Source organism: Undibacterium sp. Ji83W (genome assembly GCF_049340385.1).
Classification (GTDB): domain Bacteria; phylum Pseudomonadota; class Gammaproteobacteria; order Burkholderiales; family Burkholderiaceae_D; genus Undibacterium.
Window position 1 is genome coordinate 127,248 of sequence record NZ_JBMPOZ010000016.1, and the last position, 24,010, is coordinate 151,257.

At 47.5% G+C, this 24,010-nt stretch carries 22 protein-coding genes; 9 read left to right on the forward strand and 13 right to left on the reverse strand.

Annotated features, from left to right (window positions below):
* The first annotated feature begins 174 nt into the window (after positions 1-174).
* A complete protein-coding gene (locus tag ACO0LD_RS22815) occupies positions 175-1,539 on the forward strand; it encodes a CHASE3 domain-containing protein (protein WP_423010467.1) in 1,365 nt (454 codons plus the stop codon).
* Positions 1,540-1,637: 98 nt separating this feature from the next.
* Here the strand turns inward: ACO0LD_RS22815 and ACO0LD_RS22820 are convergent, their stop codons facing one another.
* Positions 1,638-2,468, reverse strand: a complete 831-nt coding sequence (locus ACO0LD_RS22820; RefSeq protein ID WP_423010468.1) for a Crp/Fnr family transcriptional regulator — start codon at positions 2,466-2,468, stop codon at positions 1,638-1,640.
* Between the two features lie 362 nt (positions 2,469-2,830).
* Between ACO0LD_RS22820 and ACO0LD_RS22825 the strand changes: the two genes are divergently transcribed.
* Positions 2,831-3,295, forward strand: a complete 465-nt coding sequence (locus ACO0LD_RS22825) for a glycine zipper 2TM domain-containing protein (RefSeq protein WP_423010469.1) — start codon at positions 2,831-2,833, stop codon at positions 3,293-3,295.
* 249 nt (positions 3,296-3,544) lie between these two features.
* Here ACO0LD_RS22825 and ACO0LD_RS22830 read toward each other — a convergent pair whose 3' ends face one another.
* From ACO0LD_RS22830 to ACO0LD_RS22855, 6 genes are all read right to left on the reverse strand, one after another.
* The gene (locus ACO0LD_RS22830) at positions 3,545-4,768 is read right to left on the reverse strand and encodes an AI-2E family transporter (protein WP_423010470.1); all 1,224 of its coding nucleotides are present in this window, start codon (positions 4,766-4,768) and stop codon (positions 3,545-3,547) included.
* Positions 4,769-4,952: 184 nt separating this feature from the next.
* Positions 4,953-5,135 (reverse strand): CsbD family protein, encoded by a 183-nt coding sequence (locus tag ACO0LD_RS22835; RefSeq protein ID WP_423010492.1) that lies wholly within the window; start codon positions 5,133-5,135, stop codon positions 4,953-4,955.
* A gap of 366 nt (positions 5,136-5,501) precedes the next feature.
* On the reverse strand, positions 5,502-5,816 hold the full coding sequence (locus ACO0LD_RS22840; RefSeq protein WP_423010471.1) for a BON domain-containing protein: 315 nt from the start codon (positions 5,814-5,816) through the stop codon (positions 5,502-5,504).
* Positions 5,817-6,020: 204 nt separating this feature from the next.
* Positions 6,021-6,563 (reverse strand): hypothetical protein, encoded by a 543-nt coding sequence (locus ACO0LD_RS22845; protein WP_423010472.1) that lies wholly within the window; start codon positions 6,561-6,563, stop codon positions 6,021-6,023.
* 485 nt (positions 6,564-7,048) lie between these two features.
* Positions 7,049-8,287 (reverse strand): hypothetical protein, encoded by a 1,239-nt coding sequence (locus ACO0LD_RS22850; protein WP_423010473.1) that lies wholly within the window; start codon positions 8,285-8,287, stop codon positions 7,049-7,051.
* Positions 8,288-8,302: 15 nt separating this feature from the next.
* A complete protein-coding gene (locus ACO0LD_RS22855) occupies positions 8,303-9,712 on the reverse strand; it encodes an MBOAT family O-acyltransferase (protein WP_423010474.1) in 1,410 nt (469 codons plus the stop codon).
* 298 nt (positions 9,713-10,010) lie between these two features.
* Here ACO0LD_RS22855 and ACO0LD_RS22860 point away from each other — a divergent pair, with 298 nt between their 5' ends.
* Positions 10,011-10,652 (forward strand): DUF4166 domain-containing protein, encoded by a 642-nt coding sequence (locus ACO0LD_RS22860; RefSeq protein ID WP_423010475.1) that lies wholly within the window; start codon positions 10,011-10,013, stop codon positions 10,650-10,652.
* Here ACO0LD_RS22860 and ubiG read toward each other — a convergent pair.
* Both ubiG and ACO0LD_RS22870 read right to left on the reverse strand, forming a co-directional pair.
* Positions 10,603-11,376 carry a bifunctional 2-polyprenyl-6-hydroxyphenol methylase/3-demethylubiquinol 3-O-methyltransferase UbiG gene (gene ubiG / locus ACO0LD_RS22865; RefSeq protein WP_423010476.1) on the reverse strand — a complete coding sequence of 258 codons (774 nt, stop codon included), beginning with the start codon at positions 11,374-11,376 and terminating at the stop codon, positions 10,603-10,605. The two genes, ACO0LD_RS22860 and ubiG, sit on opposite strands and share 50 nt — an antisense overlap.
* Before the next feature lie 35 nt (positions 11,377-11,411).
* On the reverse strand, positions 11,412-11,789 hold the full coding sequence (locus tag ACO0LD_RS22870; RefSeq protein ID WP_423010477.1) for a thiol-disulfide oxidoreductase DCC family protein: 378 nt from the start codon (positions 11,787-11,789) through the stop codon (positions 11,412-11,414).
* Positions 11,790-11,921: 132 nt separating this feature from the next.
* On the opposite strand from ACO0LD_RS22870, the gene ACO0LD_RS22875 reads away from it, so the two are divergent.
* Complete coding sequence (locus tag ACO0LD_RS22875; RefSeq protein WP_423010478.1) at positions 11,922-12,251, forward strand: metalloregulator ArsR/SmtB family transcription factor; 330 nt, start codon at positions 11,922-11,924, stop codon at positions 12,249-12,251.
* On the opposite strand, the gene ACO0LD_RS22880 is transcribed toward ACO0LD_RS22875, so the two are convergent.
* Entirely contained in the window at positions 12,248-12,778 is a 531-nt protein-coding gene (locus ACO0LD_RS22880) for a hypothetical protein (protein ID WP_423010479.1), read from the reverse strand. The genes ACO0LD_RS22875 and ACO0LD_RS22880 overlap by 4 nt on opposite strands.
* Positions 12,779-13,159: 381 nt before the next feature.
* Positions 13,160-13,396: a DUF2798 domain-containing protein gene (locus ACO0LD_RS22885; RefSeq protein ID WP_423010480.1), complete on the reverse strand. Its 237-nt coding sequence runs from the start codon at positions 13,394-13,396 to the stop codon at positions 13,160-13,162.
* Between the two features lie 315 nt (positions 13,397-13,711).
* Here ACO0LD_RS22885 and ACO0LD_RS22890 point away from each other — a divergent pair, with 315 nt between their 5' ends.
* The 4 genes from ACO0LD_RS22890 to ACO0LD_RS22905 all read left to right on the forward strand — a co-directional run bounded on the left by ACO0LD_RS22890 (position 13,712) and on the right by ACO0LD_RS22905 (position 17,526).
* On the forward strand, positions 13,712-14,992 hold the full coding sequence (locus ACO0LD_RS22890) for an NAD(P)/FAD-dependent oxidoreductase (protein WP_423010481.1): 1,281 nt from the start codon (positions 13,712-13,714) through the stop codon (positions 14,990-14,992).
* A 56-nt stretch (positions 14,993-15,048) separates the two neighbouring features.
* Positions 15,049-16,032, forward strand: coding sequence for a transcriptional regulator FtrA (ftrA, locus tag ACO0LD_RS22895; protein ID WP_423010482.1), 984 nt, complete (start codon positions 15,049-15,051; stop codon positions 16,030-16,032).
* A gap of 133 nt (positions 16,033-16,165) precedes the next feature.
* Positions 16,166-16,468: a hypothetical protein gene (locus tag ACO0LD_RS22900; RefSeq protein ID WP_423010483.1), complete on the forward strand. Its 303-nt coding sequence runs from the start codon at positions 16,166-16,168 to the stop codon at positions 16,466-16,468.
* A complete protein-coding gene (locus ACO0LD_RS22905; protein ID WP_423010484.1) occupies positions 16,465-17,526 on the forward strand; it encodes a zeta toxin family protein in 1,062 nt (353 codons plus the stop codon). Before ACO0LD_RS22900 ends, ACO0LD_RS22905 begins: the two co-directional genes overlap by 4 nt.
* An 87-nt stretch (positions 17,527-17,613) precedes the next feature.
* Here ACO0LD_RS22905 and ACO0LD_RS22910 read toward each other — a convergent pair whose 3' ends face one another.
* Together ACO0LD_RS22910 and ACO0LD_RS22915 are read right to left on the reverse strand one after the other, a co-directional pair.
* A complete protein-coding gene (locus ACO0LD_RS22910; protein WP_423010485.1) occupies positions 17,614-19,248 on the reverse strand; it encodes an alpha-amylase family glycosyl hydrolase in 1,635 nt (544 codons plus the stop codon).
* 171 nt (positions 19,249-19,419) lie between these two features.
* Complete coding sequence (locus ACO0LD_RS22915) at positions 19,420-20,457, reverse strand: glucokinase (RefSeq protein ID WP_423010486.1); 1,038 nt, start codon at positions 20,455-20,457, stop codon at positions 19,420-19,422.
* A 261-nt stretch (positions 20,458-20,718) separates the two neighbouring features.
* Here ACO0LD_RS22915 and ACO0LD_RS22920 point away from each other — a divergent pair, with 261 nt between their 5' ends.
* A complete protein-coding gene (locus ACO0LD_RS22920) occupies positions 20,719-23,523 on the forward strand; it encodes an alpha-1,6-glucosidase domain-containing protein (protein WP_423010487.1) in 2,805 nt (934 codons plus the stop codon).
* Positions 23,524-24,010 lie beyond the last annotated feature (487 nt).

Here is a 24,010-nt window from a genome sequence, read left to right on the forward strand (position 1 = left end):
AAAAATTCTCAGGATTTATGACACATAATTTATCAATTCAGGTATTGTTTTTTATAAACTGCAAGTGAAAAAATCTCCCTTACTGATAAAAACAAAAATGGAAATCTGCATGACTGATTTTATTTTTCTTCTGCACTCACATGATACTTTGAGGCGCTATTTGAGGGAATTCTCATGAAAAAAAACACATCAACTTCGATACCGCTATACATCACTTTTTTATTCGTGAGTTGCCTCTTCATTTTGATTGGCAATGCCTATTCTGCTTACCAGAATATGGAAAAACTCAAGATCAATAATGACTGGGTAGAACATAACTGGAGCGTCAAAGACAAGCTCAAGAATATCAATCTCCTCATCATGGATTCTGAAAGCAGCCTGCGCGGCTATTTCATGTCCGGTAATGAAGTCTACTTGCGCCCCTGGGGAATAGCTAAAAGCAAGTTAGAGAATGATTTCAAGGAGTTGGAAAGACTATTGCAAAGCAATCCGGCACAGATCAAGAATCTGGCAGAGTTGCGCAGATTGTATGACAGCAAAACCAAAATCTTTGAAGCTGCCATGTCAACCTATAGAGAATTTGGCCTGACAGGTATCGTCGAAATATCCAAAGTTGGAGATGGCCGGGATGTCATGGATGAAATCAGACTGCTCGACATCATCATGGAAAAGGAAGAAAACGAGGCACTGGCAGCTCGGCGTCAGAATTTCTACAAGGAATATAAAGACGCCCTCTTCCTTGGCACGGCAACCAATAGCATTGCCTTACTGGTTTTGATCCTGTTTTACCGCTTGATCTACCGCAGTTTTTATAAACAGCGTGGCATAGAAAACGCATTGAAGATCGCCAACGACAACCTGGAAAGCACAGTATTAAAACGCACTGAACAATTATCGGTCTTGTCGCATCATTTATTGAATGTCTCTGAAAAAGAGAAGGCAACACTGGCGCGCGAATTGCATGATGAAATGGGTTCAAATCTGACAGCGATCAGCATGGACATCTCAGTCGTTACAGAAAAACTCAAGGACAAAGAACCTGAGCTGGCAAAGCAATTACAAAGAACCAAGCGCGCCCTGCTTGACACCGTTGATTTGAAACGGCGCATCATAGAAGATTTGCGACCCAGCATGCTGGACAATCTGGGCTTGTCTGCATCCATACAGCACTACTGTGAAGAGGCCACAGCGATTGCTGGCTTATCTTATGTGACCGATATTACTGAAGATTTCGATACCCTGGACCCTGCCTGGTCGATAGCCTTGTTTCGCATCACCCAGGAATCTGTGAACAACGTCATCAAGTATGCGCAAGCCACCGAGGTCAAGATCAGCCTGAAACGTACTGACGGGGGTTTATGGCTACAGGTTCTCGATAATGGCATAGGCATACAGAAAGAGGCCTTTACCAAGCCAAAATCGCATGGCATATTGGGCATGCGTGAACGTGCCTTGTTGTTAGGCGGTAGTTTCTCTGTAAAGCCAGGTGAAAAAAACCGTGGTACTGTCGTCGAAGCTTTTATTCCTTTCAAGGTATAAAAAAGCCCCGCTGCTTTCACAACGGGGCTTTGAATTGTACTGACAGGGCCAGAGCTAAAGTTAGTTGGGCTAATTAGCCTACACCTCTCAAACAGACACTAGCGTGCCATGGCGGTAGAGAGGATTTGTTCAAACTCTTGTTTGGACACGCGGTAGCATTCACCGGCATGCATTTCCAAACCTTCGCGATCGAGCATGGTGATATTGCCACGCTTGTACTGGATCAAACCTTCACTCTGCAATTTTCCTGCTGCTTCGGTAACGCTTTCACGACGTACACCCAGCATATTGGCGATCATTTCCTGGGTCACTTTTATTTCATTGCAGTGCAGGCGATCCAGCCTGTCGAGCAACCAGCGTGATAATTGCTGGTCTATTGAATAGTGACGGCCACATACAGAATTTTGCGCCATCTGGGCAAACAAAGCCTGGGTATAGCGCATCAGTATTTGCTGCAACTTCCCGCCTTTGGCATAGGCTTCCTTCAATACCGAAGCCTTGAGCTTATAGGCATCCCCTGCGCATTGCACCATGGCTGTACCAAGAGCGCGTTCACCCATTACTGCAGATATACCCAGCAGGCCTTCATGCCCCGTCACGCCGATTTCAGTCACATCACCATCAGCCAGTACATACAGCAAGGCGACTACTGCAGTGGTAGGGAAATAGACATGGGACAGTTTCGCACCATATTCATAGAGTTCTTTGTCAAACGGCAGATGTACCAGTTCCAGATGTGGCAAGAGAAATGCAAGCTCATCTTCAGGCAGAGCAGCGAGGATATCGTTTTGTATAGGTTCATCCAGCAGACCGATATCTGTCGCGCTGACAGCCGGTGTGTAATCAACTGAATATCTGCGATGCAGCGTCCCACCAGAAATCAGCGACGGATGTGCGGTCATGGAAACCTGTGTTTGAGTGATATTCATTTTTTTCCTCTTTTCAAAAACATCCAATGTCGTTTGGTCCCTGCGATAATCGTCAGGTACAAACCTTATTTTCCTGATATTGACATCACTGCTTTTCAGAGCTTTACTGATGTCTGTCAAACTGATTACACTTTAGTTTGTTCTTCTTAAAACAGGCATCAGAAAGTCTGGCAGCCGCTTGTACGCTGAACGCGCTGCACAATGTGGGACTAGTCCTACAAGAGAGATGCCCTGCTGCATGCATATCCAATTGTCTTGAGGCTAAAGTGTGGAATAAAGTGCGGAATAAAGTGTGTTATCGCACCGACATATAAACACGCGGAATTTATGATCTCCCTCATCACCAACAGTGGGGAATGATCATGAATATCTGCAAGCAAACTGCCATCGCCGTAACCCTTGCTGCATCTGCCATGTTGACTGCATGCGGTAGCAGCTCACAGTCCACGACAGCAGCGTATCCAACCTCCCAGGAGGTCTATAACAACTATGGCGTGATCGAATCGATACAGGTAGTGCAAGTGTCAAGTGAGAACAAAGGTCCGGGTGCTGGCGCCGTGGTCGGCGGCATCGTTGGCGGCATTTTGGGTAATCAGGTGGGAGGCGGCCTGGGTAATGCAGCAGCCACTGCTGCGGGTGTAGTGGGCGGCGCTATCGTCGGTAACAATATAGAGAAGAATAATCGCACCCAGCAATCACGTGAGGCATATCAAATCAGCGTGCGCCTGGACAACGGTGTTTATCAAAGCGTGGTGCAGGATAATATTGTCGACCTGCGTGTCGGTAATCGCATCTATGTGCAAAACAATCATGTCTATCGTAACTAAGACAGGTCTGCAGGTGTAAAAAAGCCATGCCTGGAAGAGTATGGCTTTTTTACTTTGATTGAAAGTTTGTTCTTGCTCAGCGCTTGTGGCTGAGCGTTATTGATGAAACCGCCTGTAGCGTGAGAACTGACCAGGCCCGGCAATTGCAGGATCAGCAGATGATGCAACGGCATGTAGCATCATACTCCCTTGCGTTTTCAGACTGATCCAACATACCTGAGACAAACTGCACCTTGCTTCATGCCTGCATCAATCACTCAGTAACTCTGCAACGGCCTGCATCCCATCTACATGTTCAGACACGACTTTAACAATCACGATGATGGGTACGCCCAGCAACAAACCCCAGGCACCCCATAGCCATCCCCAGAACAGGAGAGAAATAAAAACCGCTGCAGCATTCATCTGGGTAATGCGTCCAGTCATCCAGGTAGTCACCATAGTGCCAACCAGCGTCGCGATCGCAATCGAAACACCTGCCACCAGCAGTGCCATGGAGACAGTACCAAACTGTACGTAGGCAATCAGGCAGGCTGCCATCGCCATTAACAGAGAACCAAAATAAGGAATGACATGTAGCAAACCGCTGGTTAGCGCCCAGGCACCTGCATTTTCCAGGCCTATAAGATGAAAAGCGATCCAGGTAAGTAAGGCCAGCATGCCGTTAGTGACCAGTAGCATGAACATATATTGTTGTACTGATGTATTGATCTTGCTGAGTATCTGGACAGTTATACGCTTCTGTGTCAGCGAAGGACCGGTAATTTTAACCAGCTTGCGCTTGAACTTGTCACCAGACAGTAACAAGAAAAAAATCAGAAATAACATCATCACCGCTTGCCCGAGCAAATCCATGATGCCCAGCGACCCAGCCAATAGTAATTCGCGCAATTTCAACACAGGTGCCTCACTGACTACGGTTTTCTTCACATTGGATGAAGTACCCGTCGTAGCCTGGCTGGTCACCTTTTCTATTTCAGTAGCTGCCGTCTGCATTTTTTGCATCAGGCCATTCTGGCCATACTGCAGCTTGCTCATTTCCGTGGAAAACTTGCGGGTCGCAACAGGCAGTTGGTCAAGAATGGCATCAAATTCAGTATGCAATGAACTGACCTGCGTGACGATGATGGTTAACATGCTGAGCATGACCACGGTAGTGGCAATGACACGCGGTATCCGCAGGCGCTGTAATGCATCGACCAAAGGCGATAAGGTATAGGCAATGAAAATACCAAAAGCCAAAGGAATAAAAAACCGCTGGGCTGCACGCAGAGCAAAGACGAAGGCAACGGTTGCCAGTATGGTTAAGGCCACGCCGCGTGCGTTAACATGGATACTGGGAAATAATTGTGTTTGCGTCTCGGCAGCAGTGGTAGCAGCAACTGGTATAGCATCAGAAACAACAGCGTTGACGTCCTGCTTGCGGTCATCGCCCTCAGTTGCATCAGGAATAGTAGGTATAGGCAGGTCCATCGCTTTGGTCCATTTGTTGTGATTATTTTTTATAAGCCTAATAATGCTTTGACCGGAGAACTGCTGTAGAGGCTAGCTTCTAGCTCTTATCAAGCTAAATCCCACATGCGCATGCTGCCTGACATCTGGCTTCCGGTTTATTGCATCATCACGCGTGACGCAATAAACCGGAAGTACTCTGCACTTAATGCTTGCTTCTTTCCTTGAGTGCTTCCTTGACATTACCCAGACTTTTTTGCATGCTGCCCTCTACCTGCTTGGCAGCACCTTTGACCTGCTGTTCTTTGCTACCGACAAGTTTGCCCGCCTCTTGCTGGACTTTACCTGCCACTTTTTTTGCTGCGCCTTTTACTTGATCTGAATTCATCATGAAACTCCTGTTTGAAAGATTAAGTCTGCATAAAACTTCTGTACTTCAATCACGCTGAAAGTAATTCGACATCGGTTTATTGATGACTCATCCACGCTTGATAGAAGTAAAACCAGTTTATTTTGTGAAGATATTTATTTCAGTGCGCTAGCGAACACACATAAAAAAACTCCACAATCAGTAAAATCCCTGGTTGTGGAGCAGAGGACAATCACGTCTGGCTGTCACGTGACTGTCGGTGAGAATGTGCAGGGATTATGACCGTATTCGTTATTAACGATGTGATGCATACAGCAACGCGAGTCTCATACCAAGATGAAGCTCGCGTTACGTGATTTTTTGCGTGACTTGTTTCGTGAAATGCTACTTGACGCGTATATCGTTTTTGACAGATTTCACGCCTTTTACCTCAGACGTCACGCTCACAGCCCTACTGGCGGAAGCGGGATCAGCAACGAAACCACTCAACTGAACGATGCCTTTGAAAGTTTCTACGTTGATTTCACTTGCTTTCAAAGTCGGTTCATTGACAATGGCAGCTTTCACTTTGGTGGTGATGAGAGTGTCATCAATATATTCGCCGGTACTTTCCTGCTTCGAAGTTGAAGCACAACCGAGCATGGTGACCATCATCATTGCCAGAAAAACACCCATGATTTTTTGTACGAAGTTATTCATTTTTTTTACTCCTTGTGTAAGTTTTAAATTGCTTGTTTTTAACTGCTTGTTTCAAAGCTTATGCATCAAAGCTTATGCATCAGATGGAGGGAAATGCCAAAAGAACTGCCGTAAAAATATACTACAAAGTCAACTTGCATAAGGAGCTGGCGACAACGGCATGAAGCCAGCTCCGAATTTGATTAAAACTTAATTTTATCAATATTATTTATACTGTTTTTTCGCAGTAGCTACGCATGTATCCTTGGACGGACCAGACATCGCATCGCACTTTTCAATTGCGACTTTGTAGTTGGCATCCAATGCTGTTGAAAGCGCATCCACTTTAGCATCAAAAATTTTCTTACCTGCCTTGGCATCAGCGATCGCTATTTTTTGAGCGGCCTTGGCTTCTTTTTTGCAGACATCTTTATCGTTGCCGGATTTGTCATCGCATTTCTCAGCAGCCAGTGCGTATTCAGCATCGGCAACATCCGTAGCTGCTTTCACGTGATTTTTTGGCGTGTTTTCATAGTTCACCAAAGCTTCTGCCTTGGCACGTGTAAGCACGACTTTAGCTTCTTCCACACAAATGTCTTTTGCATTATCCTTCAACGCATCACACTTCGCCTTAGCTACTTTGAAATCAGCTTCGGCACGTTCTTCTGTAGCCTTGAAGCTAGCTTTTGCCACATCGGCGGCAGCAAAACTGGAACTTGCAGTAAAACCTGCAACAGAAATCATTAAGACAGAAATTATTTTTTTCATGATATTTCCCTTTATTTAAAAAGATCAGATTAGCCTGGTTAATTTTTTAAACCACTAACGCAGAGGCATGGGACGTATCGTAACAGCGCCCCAGGTAGCCAGATATAGGACACGGGACCGCCGATTTGTAGGACTAGAAGAAATAAGTGGAATATCTGCTTCAAGCTAGCCTGCTGTTAGCCTACTGTCATTCACTGAAATATTTCTTGTCGATCGTGTTTATGCATTTCTGAATGGAAAGAGTCTCGGTTTATAATCCAGACTCGCAAGCTCACATTGACAGTAACGAAAACCGATTAATGCAGAGAAAACTATTCTCCAAACCAGGCCGCTCGCCTAATCCAAAAGAATGATGAATTGCTTGAAGCCGGCAACGATGTCGATAAAGTGATGCGTTTCCATAAGTACTTTGGTAAAGACCGCACCGACCTTTTGTTTAAACACACTACAGCTGCGTAGACCAGGCTTCAGAGCTATGTGAGAAATTATTGACCGGCGTTTAACAGGATGCTGCTATTTCTCTCAAAATAGGACACTGCTGCGTCATGGAAGACATACAGGACCTGGTCAGGTGCATACTCATTGAGCAAAATCTGTTTGAACCTGGCCTGCTCTTTATCACTGAGTTGATTGATGTTATTCAAAGAGATATGCCAGACTTCAGCATAATATTCTGAAAAAAAACCTGCAATTCCTTGGCCGAATGAGTCTGAAATTACGAGCAATTTGGGGCCTTGTCTGTTGCTATGGCGATAGCGAGAAACATCACCAATTTTTCCCGCCGTGTCGACAAACTCAGGGAAACAGGCGACACCAAGGCAAGCAATAATGCCCGCCCTGGCATAATCAGGATCATGGGTAGGCACAGTTAACGCCACACCTGGCAAGAATTGCTGCATGTCGGATGCGACATCATGCAGATTGCTTGTCAGTGTCGTTAATCTTTTGCGATGCAGGTAATTTTCTGCGACCAGTTGCGCCACTGGCTCTGGTCCATCACCTGTCCAGTGAAAAGTATTTTTTGGAAATACGGCTATGCTTTTCTTGAGTGCCTGCATTTCTGTCAGTGGATAAATAATTTTATCTTTTAGTCCTGGCAAGGACTGGAGTGTGGCTACGACGCCGGGCAAGCTGGGGGTATATTGCGCGCATTGCCGTTGCAACCAGTCTGGTAATTTATCTGCATAGACGACCGGCTTGGTAGGCACCAGCAACAGATAACTTTCCGGTTTAAGCTGTACCGCCATGTGCATGAATCCAGATGCGGTCCTGACTATCTCTGCCCGGTCTTTCTCTGCGACGTTTTTCCCGCACAAAAAATGTATCATGGCCAAGGGAGTATTGGCCGCGTGCGAGTTGAAGAAGATATAACCATCTTTACCAGCAGTCAGTTGCACGGCATTGATATCGCCAAGCAAGTGATAACGCAATTTATTATTCCATGCCACCAGATTATTTCTGAGGCCAAAGTGGTCATTAAGATAGGCATCAACCAGCACAGGAAATTTCAAGGTTTCTGCGAATGTTTTAGGTAATACCGGCTTGCTGGCGAGTGCGCGGTTTTCTATACTGGGGCCTTGCAATTTTCCACTCAAATGGATAAGGGCTGGCGTCAGCAAGATGCCAAAGAAAGCGATAATGAAAATGATGCGCCCGTATATGATGCGCCCAAATAAGCGCTTTTTCATGGCGGCCTGCAAACTTGATGTGCTGGAATTGCTCATGCTTATGATCCAGCCTCAGAAACGGAAATAAATAAAAGGGTTGTAAGCCCCAGTCGCCAAACTGACAGCCGACAAAATAAAGAGCATCAGACTGATCGCAGGTGCCAATATTCTGGCTGGCGCATTTGGTTTATTCAGTACCTGCAAGATGGGTGTCGATACCAATACTCCTGCGGCCAAAGCTGTGATCACCGTGCCATTCATAAAGCTCATGACGGGTGCGATAGCATTATCTGCAGGCATGCCACCAGCCATGGCCGCCAGGTAATGCAGGGCTTGTGAGAAACTGTCGCAGCGGAAAAATACCCAACCGACCATGACGATCAAGATGGTATAGGCATGCCTGAATGGCCTGGGCAAACCCGCCATGACTTTTTGTAGACCTATGCGTTCCAGCACCAGAAAAGCACCGTGATACAGACCCCAGACTACAAAGGTCCAGTTCGCGCCATGCCATAGGCCACAAAGGAAAAACACAATGAACAGGTTACGGTAGGTAGCCAGGCTGGAGCCACGATTGCCACCCAGTGGTATATAAAGATAGTCACGGAACCAGCGTGACAGACTCAGGTGCCAGCGCTGCCAGAATTCTGTAATCGATTGCGCGACATAGGGGTAATTGAAATTGCGTGGAAAGCTAAAGCCTGTGACCAGCCCCAGGCCTATCGCCATATTCGAATAACCAAAGAAATCAAAATAGATTTGTAAAGTATAGCAAGTGATGCCCAGCCATGCGCTGGCAAGGCCAAGTGCTTCTGGTGCCAATGAAAATATCTGGTCGGCTGGCAGAGCGACGCTATTGGCGATCAACACTTTTTGTGCCAGGCCAAGAATGAATATCTTGATACCCAATTCCACCCTGCGCAAGGTATGGTGGCGTTGATGCAATTGGCTGGCAATGGTAGAGAAGCGAATGATGGGCCCGGCAATCAATTGCGGGAACATGGTGATGTACATGGCAAGGGCAAACAGATTCTTTTCATGCTCTGTCTTTTTGCGATACACATCCACCAGATAAGAAATCGCATGGAAAGAAAAGAAAGAGATACCCAAGGGCAGCGTAACGGCCTCCACCTCTGGCATATTGATACCTGCCTTGCCAAGCACGGCAACCACACTGCCCAATGCGAAATTGAAGTATTTAAAATAGGCCAGCAATAAGAGATTAAAGCCTATACCTGCCATGAAAACGGCTTTGCCAGTGCCACCTTTCTCTTGCGCTTTCCCCATACCCAACCCACACAGATAATTAAGCAAGATAGAAATCAACAACAAAGGCAGGTTTTTCGGTTCACCCCAGGCATAAAATATAAGACTGGCAAGCAGTAAAACAATATTGCGCATGTGGCGAAACGGCAGCGCAAAATACAGGACGAGGAAGATAGGTAAAAAATAAAATAAAAAGGTAACCGTACTAAAAACCATGTCCTGTACTTTCTCTTATACGTTCTCTCGACGTTCGCTTATATGTTCTCTTGCATGTTCGCTTGCATATTCTTATTGCAGCGCCTGCATACATGTGTGGCGCAATAGCATTGTAAAAATAGATGTTTGGTGCGGGATTTTAATGCCATGGGCTGCAAAAAAGAAGCAGAACCTTGGTTTTCTCATTCGAACAAGCATTTTACTGCGCCAAACTGAGGAAAAAGAAATAGCGATTGCGACTTGAGAGCTATCGTTTGCACTACGGTTTTTTTAATTTGCAAGACTTATAATGATCTCCATGACTACAGAAACCTTCATTCATACTCCACTTATTACCTCGACCCAAGCCTGGTTTGGCGAGTCTTTTCAGAATTTGCATCCTCTCTTGCAGCTAATACATATCCACGGTGGTAGTTTACAAGGCGAGATAGATATCAAACTGGGCAAGGGTCTGGCTGGCGTACTGGGACGCAAGCTGGCAAAAAAACTGGGCGTACCAACCAGACACACACGGTCCGGCTACAAAGTCAGTATCAGTCATGCAGCAGGTAAATTGATTTGGGCCAGAGAATTCATCGCGCCAGATGGGGTTGCACAAGAACTGGTCACCGTGTTCGCACCACATGGACAGTATCCGCATGGCCATTGGCAAGAAAGTACGGGGCTCATGCATTTCCGCCTGACAGTAGACATACTGGAAGGTGGTGGCTGGAACTGGCGCATTCTTGGAGCCAGTCTATATGGCATACCTATACCGGTGCGGCTATTCCCGCAATCACAAGCCTATAAATGCATAGAAGATGGGCGCTATCGCTTTTATGTGGGCTTTGTCATGCCTGGTTTGGGCTTGCTGCTCAGCTATTCAGGCTTACTGGATTTGACACCTGCAATTAAGCCAGCAATGGCTTCTGCATCGCCAATAAGTAACCCACACCCATAAAACCATGCAGGCGGAAACGCTGGGTTAGCGGGTTATAGCCCAGGCCATGCTTATCCCGTAATTCCAGGCCACTCGCGTTTGCCATCGCGAGTAATTCTGTGGGTTTGATAAAGCGTGCATATTGATGCGTGCCTCGCGGCAGGATGCGCATGATGTATTCAATGGCCACAATAGCCAGCGCATAACTCAAGGGATTGCGGTTGATCGTTGAGAAAAATACCCAGCCACCAGGTTTGACCATCTCTGCACAGGCTTGGATGACGGCTGCCGGAGATGGCACGTGTTCCAGCATTTCCATGCAGGTAATGACATCGTAATGCCCTGCATGCTTCTCAGCCCGACCCTCAGCAAGTCCCTCAACCCGTTCCCCAGTCCGTGCTTCAGCCCAGGCTTCTGCACTGCTTTTTGCATAGTGCACATCCACATCCTGAGCTTGCGCATGCCATTGCGCAATTTGCAAGGGCTTGTCTGCCAGGTCTATACCTGTCACTTTTGCCCCCTTGCGCGCCATAGCCTCAGCCAGGATGCCGCCGCCACAACCTACATCCAGGACCTGTTTATCAGCAAGTTGGACCAGACTGTCTATCCATTCCAGCCTGTGTGGATTAATCCTGTGCAGGGGTTTGAATTCTGAATTTTCATCCCACCAGCGGCTTGCCAATTGATTGAAGCGTGCCAGTTCGGCCGGATCTGCATTGCTTTCTATATTATGAATTGTACTCATGGCATTCTCTATTGATTGATGGCGTAGGGGCAGGCTTACCAGTGACCGCGCCTGCGGTTCCAGTGGTACAATTGTCTGGCGATGTAGTTATACAATGGCCGGGTCAGAAAGTTCAGGCGTAATGTCAGCCAGCCCAGCCAGCGTCGACCACTGGTTTGCGACCACAAGGCAGCCAGTGCCTGCTCGCCTACCAGCAACTCGCCATCAGCATTGCGCACATGCAGGCGTTCGCGCACTGCCTCCAGCTCACTATTAAGTTCAGTTACTGCACCAGGTTCAGTATGCACATCAACCCATTTGATATTACATGCCTGCATGCGCCCACGCTGGTCGCGTATGCCTGCATCACATACTGGACAGGCGCTGTTGTAATAAACTGTGGTTGCCGTTGCTGCATTTTTTTCAGATTCCATGATGTTTGCTCACCCGTCATAAACTCATGAAACAAGCATATACCTTATTTAGCTAAATGTCTAATTATCTAATTAACTTCACCATTCGGCGACAAAATGCTATGATGAATTATCACTGCTAATTTATTCGCTATGGAAAAAGTATTTGAAGCCTTGGCATCGACACCACGCCGGAAGATTCTGGCTTATTTATCGGAGACAGAATTGTCTGCCGGTGAAATTGCTGCGCGTTTTGAGATGACCAAACCTTCCCTGTCAAAGCATTTGCGCATACTGGAGTCGGCAGGGCTGATTGCCAGCGACAAGCGCGGGCAATTTGTTTTCTACCGTCTGCAGGGGGACAATCTGGCAAACACGCTGGCCTCGTTCATGCAAGCGGTATGCCCGGTATCCAAAGCCCTGAAAAAAGAAAGTAAGGCTTTGGCGGTGAAAAAATCTGCTGAAAAGCCAATAAAGTCTTAATCAACCAACTCAGACAATTTTTTGTCTTGCGCTTGTGCCGATGCATGTGCATTGACTCTGACCAATAAGGCAGGATTGGGTATGGGAATATTTTTACCTGCAAATAGCTTTTTGATCAGGTACGCCATGCGGTTTTTTTGAAAATCATAGTAGCCGCTTAATACACGCTCCACAGCAGCAAGCTGATGTTCCAATTCCAACTTCACCATGGGTGACACCCAGTCTGTGCGCCAGGTGATCGTTGCGCCGCTATCCAGATCAAGATGACCAAGAACCGGGTTGTCGCCAGCGATTTCACAGGCCAGCGCATGACTGAAATCCTCTGCATAAAATTTTCTTAAGGTACCCAGTCCAAAATCGATCAGATATTGTTCATCAACTATGCAGACTGCATGCCCTTCCTTTTGCTGCTCGTGCGCAAAACCCTTATAGCCTATATAAAACACACCATTATTTTGCTTGATTTCGGCATAGCAGCCCTGGACTCTGGCGGCATGCCCTTTTTCTGTCAATATTTGGGCCAGCATTGCGGACATTGCAAAACAGCAACTGCCATATTGTTTGAAAAAATCCAGAATTTCAAAATCATCTGCAACCTGCCTCAGTTCATGAGCAAGTTTGCGGTCTTTTACTACCTGTAGAAATGCGGTGTTCATTGTTACGAATTGAGATAGTGGGTGAAAATCGTGCACCATCAAAGAATATATTTACAATAAGCAATAATATAAAATTCGCAATGATTTGTACGTGATAAATAGTAAATACTTGTAAGCAGATGTTTCTATTTATCTGATAACTCCTTCAAAAATCAGGCTAGCAGAGATCAGCTAGAAAACAAGGAGAGGTTTAAGGCAAAAACATAGCTGCCTATATGTGGCAGCTAGGCTCAGGAAAGCGTCTGGCCAAGCTTAACCCGGTGTTTCAACCAGCATGTTCGTCATGCGTCTGACCAAAGGTAAAACCATCAGTAATGTGGGAAACGCAAACACCCATGACAAAGCCCATGACCCCATCCAGATTTGCAGGAAATGATCGGCCAATCCAACACTGCGCAAGGTACTGATGAACGAGACGATAAAGGTCATCAATATCGATAAAAGGAAGGGCATGACCAATCCTGCATAACGTGCTGGCAATTTACGCATTTGATAACCAGGGGAGAGATTTTTTTTGAGTTTTCATAAAAGTCCTATAAGCCAGTCAAGCGCCTTTCCATTACGTGCATATCTATGCATGGACTTGGCCCCGGCAAGACCGGCGGCTTTGGCGCCTAGATTGACGCTAACAGCTTACGACAACTCTTATAGAAAGTTTGCCAGCTCAGTGTAATTGGCAATAAAACAAAAGTAAACAACGGGACAATAAAAAGTCAGGCTTGCCTTGACAGCGCTGTTGCGTGTAATTTGACGGCTTTTCCGTTGCGACAAGGGTTTAAGATAAGAGCCCATGAATAAGAGCCTATGATCACTCAAGAAAATTTGAAGCAAACCTTTTATCAGGCCAGCGCCAATTCTATTAGCTATCCCCGTCAGCAAGAAAACCTGGACTGTGAAGTCTGTATCATCGGCGGAGGCTTTGCCGGTTTGGCGACAGCATTAGGGTTGGTGGAACGTGGTGTCAGCAATATCGTCTTGCTGGAAGCTGAAGAGATTGGGCATGGCGCATCCGGCCGCAATGGTGGATTTGTGTTCGGCGGTTTCAGCCTCGACAATGCAGCCCTGATCAAACAAATAGGCCGTGAACCTGCCCGGAATCTGTATCAGTTAACACTGGATGCGGTGGCCCTGATACGTCGACGCATCACGCAATATCAAATGGATTGTGACCTCAACGAAAGCGGGGTCTTGCTGGCCAACTGGTTTGATGATGAGCGAAAACTCCGGCAACAAAGAGAATTCATGCTGCGAGAATTTGACGTGGACTGGACACCATGGTCACAGGAAAAGACTCGTGCGGCCCTGCACACCAACCGGTACTTTGGTGCTCTGCACGAACAAAATGCCTTTCATTTTCACCCGTTGAAATATGCCCGGGCTTTGGCTAAGGTATTGAGTTCTGGAAGCGTGCGCGTGTTTGAACAAAGCCGTGTAAGCGCCGTTGAAACTGATAAGGCTGAAAAATTAGTACACACAGCAAATGGCACTGTGAGAACAAAACAAGTAGTCGTGTGTTGTGGCGGTTATATAGAAAAGCTATATCCCAGACTGGCACGTTCGGTATTGCCGATCGCCACCTACGTCATGGCGACAGAAAAACTGGGAGACAAACTGCCGACAGCCATGCAAACCACAGCAGCAGTGTATGACACCCGTTTTGCCTTTGATTATTACCGGCCACTGGCAGATAGCCGCCTGCTCTGGGGCGGGCGCATTTCCATACGCGAAAAACAGCCTGCTGAAGTTGCAGAATTATTGTACAAGGACATGCTCAAGGTGTATCCGCAATTGGCTGGAACAAAAGTGGAATATGCCTGGAGTGGCCTGATGAGCTACGCCCAGCACAAGATGCCACAAATCGGCTGCCTGCCAAATGGGGTCTGGTACGCCATGGGCTTTGGTGGTCATGGCGTGGCACCAACTACCCTGGCTGGTGAAGTAGTGGCGCAGGCGATTGCCACTAATCAAACCTTACCTGATGGCCTGGATCATTACGGTTTGCCACCCAGTTTTGGCAGCCTGGGTTTAATGGCCGCACAATGTGCATACTGGTACTACGAATTGCGTGACTGGTTACGTGAATAAATCGCTTTAAGCTCACAATGCATGTCGCAAAACTAAATATACGGTAAGATTAAGCCATGAAACCGCATCTTGTCGTCGCGCTTGCCTATGATCAATTGTGCACCTTTGAATTTGGCTGCACCGTCGAATTGTTCGCCCTGAACCGCCCTGAACTGGGCGTAGAGTGGTATAGCTTTGCCGTCTGCGCTGCCGAGCCGGGTAAATTGCGGGCCGCAGGCGGCATCATGGTAGAAGTGCCGCATGACCTGAACATGCTGGATCAGGCCGATACCATCGTCATCCCTGGCTGGCGTGATGCCGACGAAATGCCGCCAGCAGCATTACTGGACAAAATCCGGCTGGCTTATGCGCGCGGCGCACGTATCTGCACCATCTGCTCTGGTGTATTCATCCTGGCTGCAGCGGGTATACTCGATGGCAAGACCGTCACTACTCACTGGCGCTATGCTGAAAAACTGCTCAAACGCTATCCACAAATTCTGGTGCAGGCCAACGCCCTTTATGTAGATCAGGGTCAGATCATGACTTCAGCAGGTTCTGCTGCAGGGCTGGATATGTTACTGCATCTGGTGCGCAAAGATTATGGTGCCAAGATCGCCAATCTGGTGGCACAGCGCCTGGTAGTGCCACCACATCGTGAAGGCGGCCAGGCCCAGTTTGTGCCACGCCCCATGCCCAGCGATGAGCATGCACGTCTGGCCAAATTGATGGACTGGGTCAGATCCAACCCATCCCTGCCTCACAATCTGGCGTCGATGGCAGAAAAAGCCGCCATGAGTACCCGCACCCTGCAGCGTCATTTCAAGGACAGCACAGGCATGGCACCAGGTGAATGGCTGATACGTGAACGTGTCGCCATCGCCAAGGAGTTACTGGAGTCACCAGCAAGCAGCTTGCCACAGATAGCTGAGCTGGCAGGCTTTGGCTCAGAAGAATCCCTGCGCCGCCACTTCCGTCGCATCGTCGCTAATAGCCCCGGCAATTATCGCAAGCAATTCTCAATTGATGTACAAGCGACATCCCCTCACAGCCAGGTCTGAGTATTTAAACTTGGCTGACATGGCTGAACGTCTGTCATATGTAGAAACAATTCAGCCGCATAAAAATTGTTATTTCAATAGCAAATCATCGTAAAATTAAATTCATTTTTGAACAAATTTTTGAAGGATATCCATGAACCAATTCGATGAGGCAATTCACAGGAAAGAACAAAAAGCTGAACTGGCAGGAGATATCGTCGGCAGCCTGATCGCCATCCGTTCTGCCTGGATGCACGACGAAGATGTCAAGGGTAGCCCTGACGAGGCTAGGCTGGCCATCCTGCTCAAAGAACAAATGGCGCTGGAACTGAAACGCAGCACGTTTTACACATTGGAATTGGAAGAACTGGATCAACTGATACAGACATACACGCTGCAACTCAAAACTGAAGACGCTGAGCGCGATGCATATCTGGCGTCGAAAGGTGGAAAATGAACGACGAAGGAAAACTATCCTCGGAGATTCATGAAAAAATCTTCAAACAAAGAATTGAAGCAAAAATGCTCGCCAGCACGCGCGCACTTGAATCTGGAGAACAGCCAGTTGCTATTTTTCTGGGCGGACAGCCAGGATCTGGCAAAGGAGGCCTTGCAAGAAAAACCATGGAAGAATTGTCGGCTGAAAAAACAGTACATATTGATGTAGACAATTTGCGGGAGAACCATCCCTCTTATCGCTCATGGCAGCGCGATCCTGCGACAGAAAAAATCGCCGCAGATCTTTCTCATGCAGATGCCAGTGCATGGGGTAAATCGCTGTTTTCTTCTGCCATCGCCAACCGGCGCAACATCATGATTGATGGCACGCTGGGTAATCCCCAAAGCACTGAAAAACAAATCAATACCTTAAAAGACGCGGGATATGAAGTGACGGTCCGTGCTTTGGCAGTACAGCCAGAAGTAAGCCATCTTGGTGTATTGAAGCGTTTTGAAGAAGGCGTGCAAAAGGGTGCACCACGCTGGGTTCCGCGTGAAGTCGAAGCCTCTGCCTATGAAGGCTTACCCAAAACCTTGCAACTTGTGGAAAGCACACAAACTGACGCACCAATACAGGTACAAGTTTTTGACCGCAATAAAAGCAAACTTTATGATAATCGCGATACATCAATCGCCTCACAAACCACGGCAGAACAAGCCTTAAAAACTGAAAGACAGCGCCCACTGAATGCCAGCGAGCAGCAATCTTATTCCAAAGACTGGGACATGGTCATTACATCCATGGCACAACGTCAGGCACCTGGGCAAGAAATAAAGGAAGCCGCAAAGCTGGCCGAACAGATGTGCCCCGACAGAAAATTATCAGTTGCAGGAGCAGCATCAATTGATAGCAAAGCAGCACAGCCGGATTTGGCACAGAAAAGCACAAAGCAAGTAACTGCCGATACTCTAGCTTCATTAAGCATGCCAGCTACCCCCTCAAGCAAGCTGCTTGGAAAAATAGCAGAACCGCCCTCGCCTGCGGCCAATGAATCCAGTAATCTTAAATTGAAATAGCCAGACTTGAAAAATCAAGATTTATCTGAAGAGAAAAAAAGGGCTGCACGAACATCGTACAGCCCTGTCAAGCGCTCTGCATTACATTTACTTGATCAATTCCCCAAACCATGCACCATAGGCTGGCAGCTCCACAACGCCACCATTGAACTGCCCAGGCAAGCCAGCATCCTTCAATTGCGTAGCCCCCTCAGTCGCAGGCCAGTTAAAAGTGATAGGTTCATTTCCGAGATTGAATGCTGCGAATAAGCTATTACTACCAGCCAGATCACGACGTATCGCCAATACGGGTTCGGGTGCGTCGAAGAAACTGATTTCTCCTCTGCTGAGTTGCGGATATTTCTTGCGCCAGGCCAGAATATGACGAGCAAAATTCAGCACGGATTGATCGTCTTGATCCTGTGCAGAAACCGCATTGGCAGCATGTTCAGCCGGTACTGGCAACCAGGGCTTACCAGTGCTGAAACCGGCATTTAACTGATCTGCCTGCCATGGCATAGGCGTACGACAGCCATCGCGACCCTTGAATTCTGGCCAGAAGGTAATGCCATAAGGGTCTTGTATATCTTCATAGGCGATGTCAGCTTCTGTCAGCGCCAGCTCATCGGCCTGATACAGACAAGGCGTACCTTTCAAAGCCATTTGCATGGCCAGCAGCATCTTGGCAAATTGCGGCGTTGCCTCTGTCCCACCCCAACGTGTCATGACACGTACAGAATCATGATTGCCAACTGACCAGGATACCCAACCGTCTTTGACACGTGCTTCGTATTCTTCCACTTGCTGACGTATGTACGCAGCAGAATAAGTCGCCGTCAGTAAATTGAAGCTGTAGGCCATCTGCAGCTTATTACCATCCGCTGTGTAGTCTGCCATCACCGCCAGCGAATCATCGGCACCGACTTCACCGATGGCGATCGCACCATATTCATTCAAGAGGTTTCGGATTTTTTCCAGGAAGACCAAATTCTCTGGCTGCGTCTTGTCATGGATATGCGCCTGCATGCCGTAAGGATTATTATCCTGCACGGTTTTATTGTCGCGCACCTGGCTGGGTGGATTATCTGTCAAAGCCTGATCATGGAAATGGAAGTTGCAGGCATCGAGGCGGAAGCCATCAACACCACGTTGCAACCAGAAACGCATATTATCCAGATGTGCCTGCTGCACTTCAGGATTGTGGAAATTCAAGTCAGGCTGGCTGACCAGGAAATTATGCATATAGTATTGGCGACGCCGTACATCCCATTGCCAGGCAGAGCCACCAAATACCGATAACCAGTTATTTGGTGGTGAACCATCCGATTTGGGATTGGACCAGACATACCAGTCTGCCTTGGGGTTGTCGCGGCTCTTGCGGCTTTCTGCAAACCAGGGATGCACTTCCGAGCAATGCGACAAGACCTGGTCTATCATGATCTTCAAACCCAATTCATGTGCGCGTTTGAGCAAGCCATCAAAATCAGCCAGCGTGCCAAAGATGGGATCAACATCACAATAATCTGCTACATCATAGCCAAAGTCTTTCATCGGTGATGTGAAGAAAGGCGAAATCCAGACGATGTCCACACCCAGGCTGGCGATGTAATCAAGTTTGGCAGCAATGCCAGGCAAATCACCTATGCCATCGCCATTGCTGTCAGAAAAACTGCGTGGATAGACCTGGTAAATAACCGCGTCACGCCACCAGTCGTTTGCTTGCACTTTCAAAGAGGTATTCATGGATTTGTATTTTCGTTTTAACCATTAAATCAAGACCTCTCAACACAGAGGCACAGAGACACAGAGAAAGGCAAAGAGAAAACATGAAGGAGAGTTTTACTTACCAGATCAAACTTTTCCCTCAGTGCCCCCTCTGTGTCTCTGTACCTCTGTGGTGAAAGTTTTTTTCATTCAAGTATCAGCATGCCCAGCCAGGGACAATCGTTCATTCAATATCGCAGAGACACCCAAAAATGCAGGATACTCTGCCGTGATCAGATAAGTCGGTATTTGCGCGAGATAATCTGCAAAGCGGCCTTTCGCTTCAAAGCGCTGGCGAAATGCTGATTGCGCAAAAAATTCACCCAGGCGCGGCACGATGCCGCCACCTATATAAACACCACCAGTCGCGCCCAGGGTCATGGCCAGGTTGCCGGCGATGGTACCCAGCATCGCGCAAAAGTAGTCCACAGTACGGGTACAGATGACGCAACTGCCATCAAGTGCGCGACGGGTAATATCGGCGGCATTCATTTCTGCAGCATCTGCATGCTTGTCCATTTGCGCCAGGATGCGGTACATCAACTCAAGACCCATACCAGAAATCAATCGCTCAGCAGATGCGTGCGGATATTCTTTCCAGACCTGGCGCAGGATTTCTATCTCGATTTCATTGCTGGGAGAAAAACTCACATGTCCACCTTCACTGGATAAAGGCATCCAGTGCGCGCCAGATGGGATAATGCCAGATACACCCAGGCCGGTGCCGGGGCCTATCAAACCTATTGCACGGTTAGCCTGTGGCTGACCACTGCCAATTTGCACACGCTCATGCGCAGCCAGATGCGGCAATGCCATTGCCAAGGCAGTGAAATCATTGACGACCACCAGATTATCAAATCCGGCAGCCTGCCGCAAAGCCTCTATAGAAAAGGTCCAGTGATGATTAGTCATGCGCACCACATCACCATCTACAGGATTGGCGATGGCTATCGCAGCATTTTTGACTGCGGACTGACATACAGCCAACACTTCAGGGCTGGATAAATAAGCCGCAATGGCAGATTGCAGGTCGGGATAGGCATTGCATGGCAATACGGCAATAGCAGTAAATTCGTGCTTATGCATTTCCAATGCAAAGCGCGCATTGGTACCGCCTATATCTGCCAGCAAGCGAGGGACGCCACCATCTGATTTTTTTGGATTATTGCTCAACATCTCACCATTCATATTTTTTTGCGCCTGAGTCTGACCAATACAAGAAAGCAGGCCAGGATCAGATTTTATGTAGCAATACTACATATATCAACAGCCCATGTCTAACAAATTTACGATTAATGGGTTAAAATTAAAAAAAATGTTGGCTTAAGCCACAATTAAACCGGTAAAACTGGCTGTAAATATGATTTTCAATATGTAGTCACACTACTTTTTGTGATTGCAGATTATTTAAAATCAGACCTTGAAGCTTGTTTTACTCAGGAGACTGTTTTGTTTTTTGAGCAAGCTATTGCACATACAAAAAGCTATCGTCGCTTTTTTCTGGGTTGTGCACTAACGATTTATGCAGCGACTTATGGCGTTCTTGCTGGCGCCAGCAATGCAGCCATCGCCAGCTTTGCCGCATGCAACGCTGCGCAGTTTGAGAGCACGTTAGCCCCAGCCGTAATGACAACTATAGAAGCGCGCGCTTATTGGCTTTCCAGTAAATTGATACGCTGGCCAGGCATGACGCCGGGAAGCAAAGTCAGGCTCTATACATCAAGAACAGGACAACTCAAACTCAGCAAAGGCGGCAAGCCACTTGGCTTTGATGAAGTATTTACGCTGACCGAGGCTGGCAAAGTTCTCGACAGCAGTATTGCAAAACGCTTTGCCTACATTGGATCAGGTAAAGAATATGAACTTGCGAATGCCAACTCACAACAATTAAAGTCATTGCAGCAAGCGCAAGTAATGATCGCAACCGAAGATAATGAAGGCCAGATTCTTGATTACACTGGTCTGCAAATAGCTGGCGCGCTGGATGATTTATATAAGACAGCTGGCAGCCTGAATGATTACGGCGCAAGCATCAGCAAAACAGCAAGCGTCAAAACAACTCAGACGCAATTCAGGGTCTGGGCACCGACGGCTCAGCGAGTCTCAGTTTGCCTGTATCCAGATGGCAAGACCAAGTCCACGGCCATACTGCCCATGCAATTAGATGCCGATACGGGGGCGTGGCACACCAGCGATAAAACTGATTTGTCTGGCAAGTATTACACTTACCTGATTGACGTTCACGTTCCCGGCCAGGGCCTGGTGCGTAATCGCGTCACTGACTCTTACTCCATCAGCCTGACCACAGATTCAAAGCGTAGTTACATAGCTGACCTGTCCTCCAGCAAATTAAAACCCAAGGGCTGGGACGAGCAAAAACTTAGCTATAAAGTAAAAAATCAAACTGATATGCAAGTCTATGAATTGCATGTACGTGATTTTTCCATTAATGATGCCACGGTAAAACCTGCCTGGCGCGGCAAGTACCTTGCCTTTACCGAAGCACACTCAAATGGCATGCGGCATTTGCAGGCTCTGAGCACAGCTGGCATGACAGATATCCATTTACTGCCCGTCTTTGACTTTGCCACGGTATCTGAGGCCCATTGCCAGACCCCCGTCATCAAGGGCAAAGCAGATAGTGAAGAGCAACAAAAACTGGCTACGCAGTATGCTGATAAAGATTGCTATAACTGGGGTTATGAACCCTATCACTACAATGCGCCCGAGGGCAGTTATGCCACCGATGCCGGTGATGGTAGCAAGCGCATCATCGAATTCAGAAAGATGGTTATGGCCTTGCATAGTGCAGGCCTGCGTGTAGGCATGGATGTGGTTTACAACCATACTGCGGGTGCCGGGCAAACACCCTATTCAGTACTGGACCGTATTGTCCCTGGCTATTATCAACGCCTGAACCAGCTTGGGCAGATAGAACGCTCTACCTGCTGCGACAACACAGCCACAGAAAACACTATGATGGCCAAGCTGATGAGTGATTCTGTAAGCTTGTGGACGCGGCATTACAAAATTGATTCTTTTCGCTTTGATCTGATGGGGCATCAGCCAAGACAGGCCATGGAAGACATGCAAGCCAGGCTACTGCAAGAAACCGGACGCCAGATTCAATTCCTGGGTGAGGGTTGGAATTTTGGTGAAATTGCGGATGGCAAGCGCTTTGTCCAGGCATCGCAGTTGTCACTCAATGGCAGCGGCATAGGCAGTTTCAGCGATCGCGCCCGCGATGCCCTGCGTGGTGGCGGTCATGGTGATGCAGGCGAAGGCATAGTCAAAAATCAGGGCTATATCAATGGTCTGCTCCATATGCCAAATGCATTGGCGGACCAAGGCAGGCCACGGCAAAATCTGTTACGGGCAGCTGACATGATCAGGCTGGGCCTGGCAGGCTCAATACGCAGCTTCAGTATGCAAACCTTTGACGACAAGACCAGGCAATTACAGGATATTGATTATGGCGGCCAGCCTGCAGGCTATGCCAGCCAGCCTGGCGAGGTAGTCAACTATGTAGAAAACCATGATAACCAGACCCTGTTCGATATCAATGCCTATCGCCTGCCTCTGGAGACCAGCAGCGCAGACCGCGCCCGCATCCAGGCATTAGCCCTGGCAACAACCGCCTTCAGTCAGGGCGTAGCCTATTACCATGCCGGCGTCGATATCTTGCGTTCAAAATCCATGGACAGCAATAGTTTCAATTCTGGCGACTGGTTCAACCGGCTGGACTGGAGTTATAGCGACAATTATTTTGGGACTGGCTTACCACCAGAAAAAGACAATACCCAGTTCTACCCATACATCAAGCTTGCACTGAAGCAGCCAAATATTAAACCGACCCGCGAAGATATTGCCTACTGCCGCGATCAATTCCGTGATTTATTACAGATCAGAGCCAGCTCCAGTCTATTCAGATTGTCCACCGCGTCCGATATCGCACAACGTCTGCATTTCTATAATACGGGGGCCACACAAAATCCCTTGTTGATTGCAGCACATCTGGATGGCAAACAATTGGCGGAAGCGAATTTTGGTTCGGTCATGTATTTCATCAATATCAGTCCACAGGCACAATCAATAGTCATTGACGAACAAAGTGGGCGCAGCTATCAATTGCATCCTACACATTTGCTTACACAAGCAGCAGATAAACGTGTTGCAGCGGAAGCGAAGTATGAGAATATCAGCGGACAATTTACGATTCCAGCTCTGAGTGCGGTGGTCTTTGTAGGACAATAGGAAGCTGGTGAGCGCTGTTTTGGAGCAATGCTCCAGCAACGCGATTTGATTTTGGTGCGCAATAGATACCATGTAGTGCGAAGCTTTTCCATACAGGTAATTTATTGCGACATGGATGGGGTTTTAACATGGTTCAAATATTGCTTAAATATTGCTTATTGATTAGCTATTTTTATCGGTGAAATACAAACGGAAATTGCCCATGCTGAGACACAAATCAAGCTCTACAAATTATACTGAGACGCGATTCATATGCTTGCTACAAAAAATATGAAAAGTTTTCAGCCAAGAAACGCAAATTTAACACCAACAGCGGTTATTATTACCGCCTTCATATTCTAAGATCGAGGAGACAGCCGGAATGGATTTTTCAAATCGCCAGCAAGAGCCGGGGAAGAAGTTTATAGGCTTAGGGCTGGTTATCGCATTTCACGTACTGGTGGTATATGCACTGGTATCCGGATTAGCGCGCAAGGCCATGGAAGTG

What these genes read in the sequence shown, in the direction of transcription:
- ftrA (WP_423010482.1), top strand. Translation starts at nt 15,049, where the DNA reads ATGAAACCGCATCTTGTCGTCGCGCTTGCCTATGATCAATTGTGCACC.
- ACO0LD_RS22885 (WP_423010480.1), bottom strand. Translation starts at nt 13,396, where the DNA reads ATGCGTAAATTGCCAGCACGTTATGCAGGATTGGTCATGCCCTTCCTT.
- ACO0LD_RS22910 (WP_423010485.1), bottom strand. Translation starts at nt 19,248, where the DNA reads ATGAATACCTCTTTGAAAGTGCAAGCAAACGACTGGTGGCGTGACGCG.
- ACO0LD_RS22880 (WP_423010479.1), bottom strand. Translation starts at nt 12,778, where the DNA reads ATGCTGGCCCAAATATTGACAGAAAAAGGGCATGCCGCCAGAGTCCAG.
- ACO0LD_RS22850 (WP_423010473.1), bottom strand. Translation starts at nt 8,287, where the DNA reads ATGAGCAATTCCAGCACATCAAGTTTGCAGGCCGCCATGAAAAAGCGC.
- ACO0LD_RS22900 (WP_423010483.1), top strand. Translation starts at nt 16,166, where the DNA reads ATGAACCAATTCGATGAGGCAATTCACAGGAAAGAACAAAAAGCTGAA.
- ACO0LD_RS22845 (WP_423010472.1), bottom strand. Translation starts at nt 6,563, where the DNA reads ATGAAAAAAATAATTTCTGTCTTAATGATTTCTGTTGCAGGTTTTACT.
- ubiG (WP_423010476.1), bottom strand. Translation starts at nt 11,376, where the DNA reads ATGAGTACAATTCATAATATAGAAAGCAATGCAGATCCGGCCGAACTG.
- ACO0LD_RS22820 (WP_423010468.1), bottom strand. Translation starts at nt 2,468, where the DNA reads ATGAATATCACTCAAACACAGGTTTCCATGACCGCACATCCGTCGCTG.
- ACO0LD_RS22890 (WP_423010481.1), top strand. Translation starts at nt 13,712, where the DNA reads ATGATCACTCAAGAAAATTTGAAGCAAACCTTTTATCAGGCCAGCGCC.
- ACO0LD_RS22875 (WP_423010478.1), top strand. Translation starts at nt 11,922, where the DNA reads ATGGAAAAAGTATTTGAAGCCTTGGCATCGACACCACGCCGGAAGATT.
- ACO0LD_RS22870 (WP_423010477.1), bottom strand. Translation starts at nt 11,789, where the DNA reads ATGGAATCTGAAAAAAATGCAGCAACGGCAACCACAGTTTATTACAAC.
- ACO0LD_RS22835 (WP_423010492.1), bottom strand. Translation starts at nt 5,135, where the DNA reads ATGAATTCAGATCAAGTAAAAGGCGCAGCAAAAAAAGTGGCAGGTAAA.
- ACO0LD_RS22840 (WP_423010471.1), bottom strand. Translation starts at nt 5,816, where the DNA reads ATGAATAACTTCGTACAAAAAATCATGGGTGTTTTTCTGGCAATGATG.
- ACO0LD_RS22905 (WP_423010484.1), top strand. Translation starts at nt 16,465, where the DNA reads ATGAACGACGAAGGAAAACTATCCTCGGAGATTCATGAAAAAATCTTC.
- ACO0LD_RS22855 (WP_423010474.1), bottom strand. Translation starts at nt 9,712, where the DNA reads ATGGTTTTTAGTACGGTTACCTTTTTATTTTATTTTTTACCTATCTTC.
- ACO0LD_RS22915 (WP_423010486.1), bottom strand. Translation starts at nt 20,457, where the DNA reads ATGAATGGTGAGATGTTGAGCAATAATCCAAAAAAATCAGATGGTGGC.
- ACO0LD_RS22815 (WP_423010467.1), top strand. Translation starts at nt 175, where the DNA reads ATGAAAAAAAACACATCAACTTCGATACCGCTATACATCACTTTTTTA.
- ACO0LD_RS22860 (WP_423010475.1), top strand. Translation starts at nt 10,011, where the DNA reads ATGACTACAGAAACCTTCATTCATACTCCACTTATTACCTCGACCCAA.
- ACO0LD_RS22830 (WP_423010470.1), bottom strand. Translation starts at nt 4,768, where the DNA reads ATGGACCTGCCTATACCTACTATTCCTGATGCAACTGAGGGCGATGAC.
- ACO0LD_RS22825 (WP_423010469.1), top strand. Translation starts at nt 2,831, where the DNA reads ATGAATATCTGCAAGCAAACTGCCATCGCCGTAACCCTTGCTGCATCT.